The organism is Microbacterium sp. Leaf351 (assembly GCF_001423825.1).
GTDB classification, from domain to species: domain Bacteria; phylum Actinomycetota; class Actinomycetes; order Actinomycetales; family Microbacteriaceae; genus Microbacterium; species Microbacterium ginsengisoli.
The window spans coordinates 162,681-171,506 of the sequence record NZ_LMPK01000002.1; the positions used below are offsets into that span (position 1 = coordinate 162,681).

At 72.4% G+C, this 8,826-nt stretch carries 11 protein-coding genes; 4 read left to right on the forward strand and 7 right to left on the reverse strand.

Annotated features, from left to right (window positions below):
- From ASG00_RS16245 to ASG00_RS01325, 3 genes are all read right to left on the reverse strand, one after another.
- Positions 1–410, reverse strand: a 410-nt coding sequence (locus ASG00_RS16245; protein WP_327037452.1) for a phosphoribosylaminoimidazolesuccinocarboxamide synthase, incomplete at its 3' end; no start/stop codon positions are given.
- Positions 411–435: 25 nt separating this feature from the next.
- Positions 436–861: a GNAT family acetyltransferase gene (locus tag ASG00_RS01320; protein ID WP_056206256.1), complete on the reverse strand. Its 426-nt coding sequence runs from the start codon at positions 859–861 to the stop codon at positions 436–438.
- Positions 862–881: 20 nt separating this feature from the next.
- Complete coding sequence (locus ASG00_RS01325; protein ID WP_056206259.1) at positions 882–1,220, reverse strand: hypothetical protein; 339 nt, start codon at positions 1,218–1,220, stop codon at positions 882–884.
- A gap of 114 nt (positions 1,221–1,334) precedes the next feature.
- On the opposite strand from ASG00_RS01325, the gene ASG00_RS01330 reads away from it, so the two are divergent.
- Both ASG00_RS01330 and ASG00_RS01335 read left to right on the forward strand, forming a co-directional pair.
- Entirely contained in the window at positions 1,335–1,916 is a 582-nt protein-coding gene (locus tag ASG00_RS01330; RefSeq protein ID WP_056206260.1) for a PadR family transcriptional regulator, read from the forward strand.
- 136 nt (positions 1,917–2,052) lie between these two features.
- Positions 2,053–3,486 (forward strand): DHA2 family efflux MFS transporter permease subunit, encoded by a 1,434-nt coding sequence (locus ASG00_RS01335; protein WP_156454804.1) that lies wholly within the window; start codon positions 2,053–2,055, stop codon positions 3,484–3,486.
- Between the two features lie 70 nt (positions 3,487–3,556).
- On the opposite strand, the gene purD is transcribed toward ASG00_RS01335, so the two are convergent.
- Positions 3,557–4,828, reverse strand: a complete 1,272-nt coding sequence (purD, locus tag ASG00_RS01340; RefSeq protein ID WP_056206264.1) for a phosphoribosylamine--glycine ligase — start codon at positions 4,826–4,828, stop codon at positions 3,557–3,559.
- A gap of 33 nt (positions 4,829–4,861) precedes the next feature.
- Between purD and ASG00_RS01345 the strand changes: the two genes are divergently transcribed.
- A complete protein-coding gene (locus ASG00_RS01345; protein ID WP_045247582.1) occupies positions 4,862–5,218 on the forward strand; it encodes a sterol carrier family protein in 357 nt (118 codons plus the stop codon).
- 81 nt (positions 5,219–5,299) lie between these two features.
- On the opposite strand, the gene ASG00_RS01350 is transcribed toward ASG00_RS01345, so the two are convergent.
- From ASG00_RS01350 to ASG00_RS01360, 3 genes are read right to left on the reverse strand one after another with little or no spacing between them, the layout of a single operon-like run.
- A complete protein-coding gene (locus tag ASG00_RS01350; RefSeq protein ID WP_200930820.1) occupies positions 5,300–6,079 on the reverse strand; it encodes a heme ABC transporter ATP-binding protein in 780 nt (259 codons plus the stop codon).
- Positions 6,076–7,137, reverse strand: coding sequence for a FecCD family ABC transporter permease (locus ASG00_RS01355; RefSeq protein ID WP_056206268.1), 1,062 nt, complete (start codon positions 7,135–7,137; stop codon positions 6,076–6,078). Before ASG00_RS01355 ends, ASG00_RS01350 begins: the two co-directional genes overlap by 4 nt.
- The gene (locus ASG00_RS01360) at positions 7,134–8,255 is read right to left on the reverse strand and encodes a heme/hemin ABC transporter substrate-binding protein (RefSeq protein ID WP_235557464.1); all 1,122 of its coding nucleotides are present in this window, start codon (positions 8,253–8,255) and stop codon (positions 7,134–7,136) included. The genes ASG00_RS01355 and ASG00_RS01360 overlap by 4 nt, the downstream gene beginning before the upstream one ends.
- 133 nt (positions 8,256–8,388) lie before the next feature.
- On the opposite strand from ASG00_RS01360, the gene ASG00_RS15030 reads away from it, so the two are divergent.
- The coding region (locus tag ASG00_RS15030; RefSeq protein ID WP_200930821.1) for a hypothetical protein at positions 8,389–8,826 on the forward strand (438 nt) is incomplete at its 3' end.

An 8,826-nucleotide genomic window follows, 5' to 3' on the forward strand; every position in this document is an offset into this window, starting at 1 on the left:
ATCGGGATGCCGCACACCGTGCCCGACTGCCGGTACTCCGCCCAGCCCGACCCGGTGAGATAGCCGCGCACGACGCACTCGATCGGCTGCATGTCGAGGGCGGCGACCACCATCGCGCGGTCGGCGACCGCCGCCGGGGGCTCGTCTCCCGTGAGGTGATTCGGGATGCCGCGCCCCCCGTCGCCGCCCGCGAGGCGGTCGAACCACCACAGGCTCAGCTGCGTCAGCACGGCGCCCTTCCCGGGGATGCCCGGCTCGAGCACATGGTCGAAGGCGCTCACCCGATCGCTCGCCACGACGAGGAGGCGGGAGGCCGCGGCATCCGCTGCCGTGTCGTCGGGCACATACAGGTCGCGGACCTTGCCGGAGTACACGTGTCGCCAGCCGGGGAGTGCGGGGGTGCTCGTCACCCGCCCATTATCGCGGGCGCGCCCGTCACGCGTCGGCGATGAGGCGCTTGCCGGTCACCGTCACGTCGACGCGTTCGTATCCGAGCGCATCGTAGAAGCCCAGCACCTGCTCGTTGCCGGCGCGCACCATGAGCTGCACCTTCGGACAGCCGAGAGCGGTGAGACGGGACTCGGCCTCGGCGACCAGCGCGCGGCCGATGCCCTCGCCACGGTTCCGGGGGCTGGTCGCGAGGTACGACAGCCACCCACGGTGCCCGTCGTAGCCCGCCATCACCGTCCCGACGATCGCATCGTCGTCCGCGGCGACGAGCAGCAGGTCGGGCCACAGCGTGCGTGCACGTTCGATGTCGCGGCGCGGGTCGTTCCAGGGCCGCGTGAGCCCGCTCTCCTCCCACAGTGCGACGACGGCCTCGATGTCGGCGGGCCGCAGGGGTCGGATGTCGCGGGGCATGCCCCGAGGCTAGCGGGGGCTCACTCGGTGAGTTCGTCGACGAACGCGAAGGCTTCTCCGACCGCGGCGTCCCAATGCGCGAGTTCGGCGACATCGAGCACCGCCCACTCCCGCATCGGCCGCCCTCGCATCGCCATGCGTGTGCCCCAGCCCTCTGCGGAGATCTCGTCCACGCGGGCCTCGGGGAGTTTGAGGATGAGGCCGCCGTCGAACCCGACGAAGGCGAACACCTTGCCCCTCACGCGCAGACCCTCGGAGCCGAACATGCGCCCGATGTCGACCCCGTCGCGCGCGAGATAGCGCTGGGCGATGGGGTCGAATGCCTCGTGGGCGCGGTCGCGCGCGGCGTGATCGACCATGCGCACATCGTAGGGCGCGGATGTCGGTGCCCCCGAGCACGATCTTTCCGGAGCGGCTTCCGATGCCGCCGGCGGGGTATATAGTCCACATGGACTAATCAACTCGGAGTAATCATGTCGGACCACGTCGATCGCCTCAGCCCCATGGGGGTCATGGTGCTCGCTCTGTTGCGCGAAGGCCCGATGCATCCCTACGAGATGATGCGGCTGCTGCGCGAGCGACGCGAAGACCGCCTCCTCACACTCGCGAACGGCACGCTCTACCACGCGGTGGCCAAGCTCGCCGCCGCCGAGCTGATCGTCGAGACCGGTGTCGACCGCGACGGCAACCGCCCCGAGCGAACCACGTACGCCCTCACCCCCGAAGGGGACGAGACGGTCGCAGCCTGGGTGCGTCGCGAGCTTCCCCGCATCGACCGGCCCGCCTCGTTCCGCATCGCGCTCGCCGAGGCCCACAACCTCGACCGCACCGAGACCGTCGCGCTGCTGCGTGAGCGCCGCGCCGCGCTCGAGGCCGAGGCCGACGACATCGCCCGCATGCGCTGCGATGCCGACGCCCGCGGGTCCGAGCCCCAATACCTCGTCGAGATCGTGCGGCAGCAGGCGCTGCTCACCGCCGACCTCGCCTGGATCGACCGACTCCTCGACGACCTGGTCACCCAGGCCTACCCGTGGGGCGTGCACGCGTCCGCGTGAGCCCCGACCCCCCGCATCCTCTTCGCCAGAAAGGCACCCCGTGAGCCAGACCTCCACCGGAGCGACCCGCACCCCCGCGGCCGCCCACCCGCGCAGCCCGTGGCCCGCGCTGTGGGCCCTCATCATCGGCTTCTTCATGATCCTGGTCGACACCACGATCGTCTCCGTCGCCAACCCCGCCATCAAGGCGGCGCTCGATCCCGCGACCTCCAACCTCGACAACGTCGTGTGGGTCACGAGCGCCTACCTGCTCACCTACGCCGTGCCGCTGCTGATCACCGGACGTCTCGGCGACCGATTCGGCCCGAAGAACATCTACCTCATCGGTCTCGCCGTCTTCACGCTCGCCTCGGTCGGCTGCGGACTGTCCACGACCCTTCCGATGCTCATCGCGATGCGCGCCGTGCAGGGCCTCGGCGCGGCCCTGGTCACGCCGCAGACCATGGCCGTCATCACGCGCACCTTCCCGCCGAACCAGCGCGGTGCCGCCATGGGCCTGTGGGGCGCGACGGCCGGTGTGGCCATGCTCGTCGGCCCGCTCGCCGGCGGCCTGCTCGTCGACGGCCTCGGCTGGGAGTGGATCTTCTTCGTCAACCTGCCGGTCGGCATCATCGGCTTCGTCATGGCCGTCATCCTCGTGCCGAAGCTGCCCACCCACCCCCACAAGTTCGACCTCGTCGGGGTCGTGCTGAGCGCCGCCGCGCTGTTCCTCATCGTCTTCGGCCTGCAGGAGGGGGAGAGCTACGACTGGAACGGCTGGATCTGGACGATGATCGCCGGGGGCGTGGTGCTTCTCGTCCTCTTCGTGTGGACCCAGGCGCGCACCAAGAGCGAGCCGCTCGTGCCGCTCGGGCTGTTCCGGGATCGCAACTTCTCCGCCGCCAACCTCGGCATCGCCGCCGTCGGCTTCACCGTGACGAGCATGTCGCTGCCGCTGATGTTCTTCTACCAGCTCGCCCTCGGGCGAACGCCGACCGAGTCGGCGCTGCTGCTCATCCCCATGGCGCTGTTCGCGGGCGGTCTCGCGCCGGTCGCCGGTCGTCTCCTCGACCGCATCGACCCGCGCCTCATGCTCGTTCCCGCCCTGCTCGCGGTCGCCGGATCCCTCGTCTGGTACGCCCTCATCATGAAGCCCGACACCCCGGTGTGGGCATTCCTGCTGCCCTCGGCGCTCATGGGTATCGGCAACGCGGGAATGTGGGGGCCGCTCGCCACCTCGGCGACCCGCAACCTGCCGCCCCGCCAGGCGGGCGCCGGCGCGGGCATCTACAACACCACCCGCACGATCGGCTCGGTCATCGGCTCCGCCGCGGTCGCCGCCTTCATGCAGGGGCGGCTCCAGGACAACCTTCCCGGAGCGGGCTCGCACACGGGCGACTTCACCGCCGGCGCCCTCCCGAGCATGATCGCGGGACCGTTCGCGACGGCGATGGCGCAGACGATGATCCTGCCGATCGTGGTGATCTTCGTCGCGGTGATCGCCGCGCTGTTCCTGCGCAAGGTACCGGCGCCGACCTACGGCGCGGGCGCTCCCGCCGGCGAGCCTGCTGCCTCGGCCGGCGGCCACTGACCCGACACCACGAGGCCCGCACCCCGATCAGGGTGCGGGCCTCGTGGTGTGCAGGGGCGGATGCCGCGGCTCAGTGCTCCACGACGCGCGCGGCGATGTCGGTGCGGTACTGGCCGCCGTCGAGCTCGATGCGGGACAGGGCGTCGTAGGCGCGCTCCCGCGCCTCGCCGAAGGTGGATCCGAGCGCGACCACGTTGAGCACGCGACCCCCGGTGGCGATGAGTCCCTGCTCGGTGTCGGCAGTCGCGGCGTGCGCGACGTGGACGCCGTCGACGGCGTCGGCGGCGTCGAGCCCGCGGAGAGCGCGTCCGGTCTGCGGGGCATCCGGGTAGCCCTCGCTCGCCAGCACGACCGTCACCGCGACCGCGTCGGCGAAGGCGGGCTTCGGCTGGTCCTCGAGCGTGCCGGATGCCGCGGCCAGCAGCAGCCGCGACAGCGGATCGATGAGGCGCGGCAGCACGATCTGGGTCTCGGGGTCGCCGAAGCGTGCGTTGAACTCGATGACCTTCACGCCCGCCTCCGTGATGATGAGGCCCGCGTAGAGGAGCCCGATGAACGGGGTGCCCTCGGAGTCGAGCTGACGGATGACGGGCTCGGCGACGTCCCGGGTCACGAGCTCGACGAACTCCTCCTCGCCACCGAAGCGCTCCGACAGCCAGGGGAGGGGCGAGTAGGCGCCCATGCCGCCGGTGTTCGGGCCCTCGTCGCCGTCGCGCAGACGCTTGAAGTCCTGGGCGGGGGAGAGCGGCAGCACGTGGTCGCCGTCACTGAGGAAGAAGAGCGACACCTCGGGTCCGGCGAGGAACTCCTCGACGAGCACCGGCCCCGACGGCAGGTAGTGGGCGGCGTGGGCGAGGGCGGCCTCGCGGTCGCTCGTCACGATCACGCCCTTGCCGGCGGCGAGCCCGTCGGCCTTGACGACGTGGGGGGCGCCCAGATCGTCGAGCGCCGCGGCGGTCGACGCCAGATCGTGCGCGCGGATCGCCCGCCCGGTCGGCACGCCCGCGGCATCCATGATGCGCTTCGCGAACGCCTTCGAGCCTTCGAGCTGGGCGGCAGCGCGGCTCGGGCCGAAGACGGGGATGCCGCGCTCGCGCACCGCGTCGGCGACGCCGGCGACGAGCGGCGCCTCGGGGCCGATCACCACGAGGGCGATGTCGTGCTCGAGTGCGAAGGCGGTGACGGCCGCGGGGTCGACCGGGTCGAGGTCGACGAGGGCGGCGTCGCGAGCGATGCCGGCGTTGCCGGGGGCCGCGAAGATGACGTGCTCCTCGTCCTCCGAGCGCAGCGAGAGGATGATGGCGTGCTCGCGCGCGCCCGAGCCGAGGACGAGGATTCTCACCCGGTCAGCCTACCGACGGGCTACCGTCGAGCTGTGCCCCCGAAGATCGACACCGGCGACGGCCGGGCCGCCCTCGCGGCGGTCGCCGCGACCGACGCGCCGGCCCGCGCCGACCTGGCGACGGCGGTGCGCTACCTGCTGCAGCTGCTCCTCGAGAAGGCGCCCGGGCACACGGTCGAGGTGCGGGTGCCGCCGTTCGGGGCCGTGCAGGTCATCGAGGGTCCGCGGCACACGCGCGGCACGCCGCCGAACGTCGTCGAGACCGACGCGCGCACCTGGATCGCCCTCGCGACGGGCCAGCGGTCGTGGGCGGATGCCGCGGCCGCCGGCCTCATCGTCGCGTCGGGCGTGCGCGCCGACATCTCCGATCTGCTGCCGCTGCGCCCCTGAGCCGCGGCGCTCCGCCGCGCGCGGCACTGGAAGGCACGCCGCGCGCCGCGCGGAACCCCGCCCGCCGCGCGGCGTGCCTTCTCACCGGCGTCGCGGCACGAGCACAGGCATGCCGGCGGCGTCGGTCAGGCGATCGACCGGCTGCCCGTAGACCTCGCTCACCCGCTCCGGGGTGAGCACGTCGGCGGCGCTCCCGGTCGCAACGACGCGCCCCGCGGCGAGCAGGGTGACCGTGTCCGCATAGGCGAGCGCCGCGTTGAGGTCGTGCAGCACGACGACCACGGCGTCGCCCGCCCGGGCTCGATCCCTCGCGATGCGCAGCACGTCCTCCTGGTGGCGCAGGTCGAGCGCCGCGGTCGGCTCGTCGAGCAGCAGCACATCCGCGCGTTGCGCGAGCACGCGCGCGAGCCCCACCCGGGCGCGTTCGCCGCCCGAGAGCGAGGTCACGACGCGGTCGGCGAGGTGGGTCACATCGGTGGCGGCGAGTGCCTCGGCGATCACGTCGTCATCCTCGGATGCCGCGGCGCTCCCCTGCCACGGAGCGCGACCCATCGCCACCACCTCCCGGGCGCGGAACGCGAACGACACCGAGTTCTGCTGCAGCAGCACGGCCCGGCGCCGGGCGAGCGCTCGAGACCCGAGACGGTCGAGCGGGGTGCCGTCGAGCGTGACCGCGCCGGCGGATGGCCCGATGTCGCCGGCGAGCACGCCGAGCAGGGTCGACTTCCCCGCGCCGTTCGGGCCGACGAGGGCGTGGAAGGTGCCGGGGCGCACTGCGAGGTCGACGTCGGCGAGCAGAGACGTCGCACGCCCGGCGATCTGCACGTGCACGCCCGCGGCGCGCAGCATCCGTTCGGTCATCCCCAGCCCCCCGCCTGCCGACGCGTGCGCACGAGGAGCCAGAGGAAGAACGGCCCTCCGACGAGGGCGGTGAGCATGCCGATCGGCAGGTCCGCGAGAGGCACCGCGGTGCGCGCGATGAGGTCGGCGATCGCGAGCAGCAGGGCGCCGCCCAGTGCGCTCGCAACCGTGAGGCGCAGATGGCCGGGGCCGATGAGCATGCGCATGAGGTGCGGGACGACGAGCCCGACGAAGCCGATGATGCCCGCGAACGACACCGCCGCGCACACCAGCACGGCGACGACCACGATCACGAACAGCCGCAGCGCCTCGACGCGCACCCCGAGATGGCGCGCCGTGCGCTCGCCGAGGGCGAGCAGGTCGAGGCGCCGAGCCACCACGATCGTCGCGACGACACCGGCGATCACGAGCGGGGCGACGAGCGCGATGCTCGACCAGAGCGCGCCGTTCAGGCTGCCGAGCTGCCAGAAGACGATCTGCTCCCGGGTCGACGACGTGCCGAGGAAAGTGAGCAGAGCGAGGCCGGCGCCGCCGATCGCGTTGATCGCGATGCCGGTGAGCAGCAGGGTCACGACTTCTGTGCGCCCACCCGACCGGCTGATGGCGTACACGGCGAGCACGGCGGCGAGTCCGCCGACGAAGGCGAGTGCGGGAGTCGTCCACGTGCCGAGCACGCTGAGCCCGAAGGTGAGGCTGGCCGCGGCGCCGAGGGCTGCGCCGGACGAGACGCCGACCACTCCGGCGTCGGCGAGCGGATTGCCGAAGATGGCCTGCATCGCGACACCCGAGACGGCGAGGGCCGCGCCCACGAGCACGCCGAGCACGATGCGCGGCAGGCGCACGCTCGTGACGACTCCGGCGGCGGGGGAGGGGGCGGCATGCCCGGAGAGCGCATGCCAGAGTGCCTCGACCACCTGCAGCGGGCTGAGAGGGTACTGACCCGCCCCGAGCGAAATGACGAGGGTGACCAGGAGCGCGACGGCGAGCACGACGACGGTGGTCGCGAAGCGCCCGCGGCCCGCGCGTGCGGGCGCCGGCAGCACGGTCTCGCCGCTCATGAGGCGGGGGTTGCGCTCGCGCCGGCACCCGGGGCGTCGTCGCCGGGAGTGCGCAGCGCCGCGGCGAGCGCGCGCACCACGTCGGCGGAGTGTGGCCCGAACGCCAGGATCTGCCCGTCGGCCATGTCGACGACCCGGCGGTGCTCTCCGGCGGGCGTCTGCTGCAGGGCCGGCACCCGCTCGAGCAGTCCGTCGATGCCGCCGACTGAGGCGAGCCCGTCGGTCATCATCAGCAGCACGTCGGGCTGCGCGGCGGCGAGAGCCTCCGCTGTCATCGGACGCATCCCCTCCCAGCCGATCTCGCCGGCGACGTCGATGCCGCCGATCGCCTCGATGAGGGAGTCGGCGCCGGAGTCCCGGCCGAAGATGTAGTACACGTTCGCGCTGCCGCGCACGTAGAGGAACAGCACGCGGGGGCGGGCGGATGCGGCATCCGTCGCCGCGACCTCGGCCTGCGCCGCCGCGACGTCCGCCGTCAGCCGTGCCGCGAGGGCGGAGCCCCGGCTCGGCACCCCGAGAGCGCGCGCGATCTCGTCGGTGAGAGCCGCCGTGCCGTCGAGCCTCCGCTCGGATGAGATCACGACGACCGCGATGCCGGCGTCGCGCAGCTGCTGGCGCACCTCCTTCGGGCCGATCGTCGTGTCGGTGAGCACGACCGTCGGCGCGAGGGACAGGATCGCCTCCGCGTTGAGCGTGTGGCCGCCCTGCGTGACGACGGGCAGGTTCTCCGCGCCCGGAAAGGTCGTCGACGAGTCACGGCCGACGACGTGGTCGCCGAGTCCGAGTCCGAAGACGGTGGCGGCGATCGTGCCGGAGATGTCGATAGGCAGGATGCGTTCGATCGAGGCGACGGTGACGCTCCGGTCCTCGGCGTCGACGACGGTCGTGGGCAGCACGGCCGCGGTCTGATCGGCGACCGGGGTGATTGCCCGGTCATCGAGGCAGGCGGTGGTGACGCCGGTGAGGCCGCGCGCGTCGACGACGGCGGCGGCCGATGCCGGGGTGTCGCAGGTCGCTGATGCCGTGCTTCCGGCGCTCGCGCACGCGGTGAGGGTGATCGCGAGGGCCGTGGCAGCGAGCGCAGCCGACGTCGAACGGATGCGGTGAGAGAGGCTCATATTTAGGCAAGGCTAACCTAAAACTTGACGATCTCTCAGCGGGACCTCTAGCGTGCAAGGGAGGTTAGGTCACCCTAACTCGTTCCTTCCCATCCCGATCCGCGCCGTGTCCCGGCGCCCGCAGGAGCATGCCGTGAGTTCCCTCGCACCACCCCGTTCTCTCCGTCCCGTCATCGCGTCCGTGGTCGCGATGCTGCTCGTGATCATGGGCCTCGTCGTGCCGACGCAGCTCGCCGTCGCGGCCGATTCGCCCACGCTGTCGGCCGGTCTCGTCCCGAGCGCCGGCGGTGCCGTCACCGTGACCGGTTCCGGTTTCAGCTCCGCATCCCCCGGGCTCTACCTGGGCGTTCGAGCGGAGGGCGCTTCGAGCGACACCTTCACCGTCTGGCTCGACGTCGCGAACACCGACGGCGACCTTCCCGGCCTGGGTCGCACGGCGCCGATGAACGCCGACGGATCCTTCCAAGTGGATGTCACGGTGCCCGCCGCGACGGACGGCACGTCCTACGTGCTGTTCGCCCGCAAGGCTCACGGCATCCCTGACGCGTCGCAGCGGGTCACGCAGTCCTTG

What these genes read in the sequence shown, in the direction of transcription:
- ASG00_RS01320 (WP_056206256.1), bottom strand. Translation starts at nt 861, where the DNA reads ATGCCCCGCGACATCCGACCCCTGCGGCCCGCCGACATCGAGGCCGTC.
- ASG00_RS01325 (WP_056206259.1), bottom strand. Translation starts at nt 1,220, where the DNA reads ATGGTCGATCACGCCGCGCGCGACCGCGCCCACGAGGCATTCGACCCC.
- ASG00_RS01330 (WP_056206260.1), top strand. Translation starts at nt 1,335, where the DNA reads ATGTCGGACCACGTCGATCGCCTCAGCCCCATGGGGGTCATGGTGCTC.
- ASG00_RS01335 (WP_156454804.1), top strand. Translation starts at nt 2,053, where the DNA reads ATGATCCTGGTCGACACCACGATCGTCTCCGTCGCCAACCCCGCCATC.
- ASG00_RS01350 (WP_200930820.1), bottom strand. Translation starts at nt 6,079, where the DNA reads ATGACCGAACGGATGCTGCGCGCCGCGGGCGTGCACGTGCAGATCGCC.
- ASG00_RS01355 (WP_056206268.1), bottom strand. Translation starts at nt 7,137, where the DNA reads ATGAGCGGCGAGACCGTGCTGCCGGCGCCCGCACGCGCGGGCCGCGGG.
- ASG00_RS01360 (WP_235557464.1), bottom strand. Translation starts at nt 8,255, where the DNA reads ATGAGCCTCTCTCACCGCATCCGTTCGACGTCGGCTGCGCTCGCTGCC.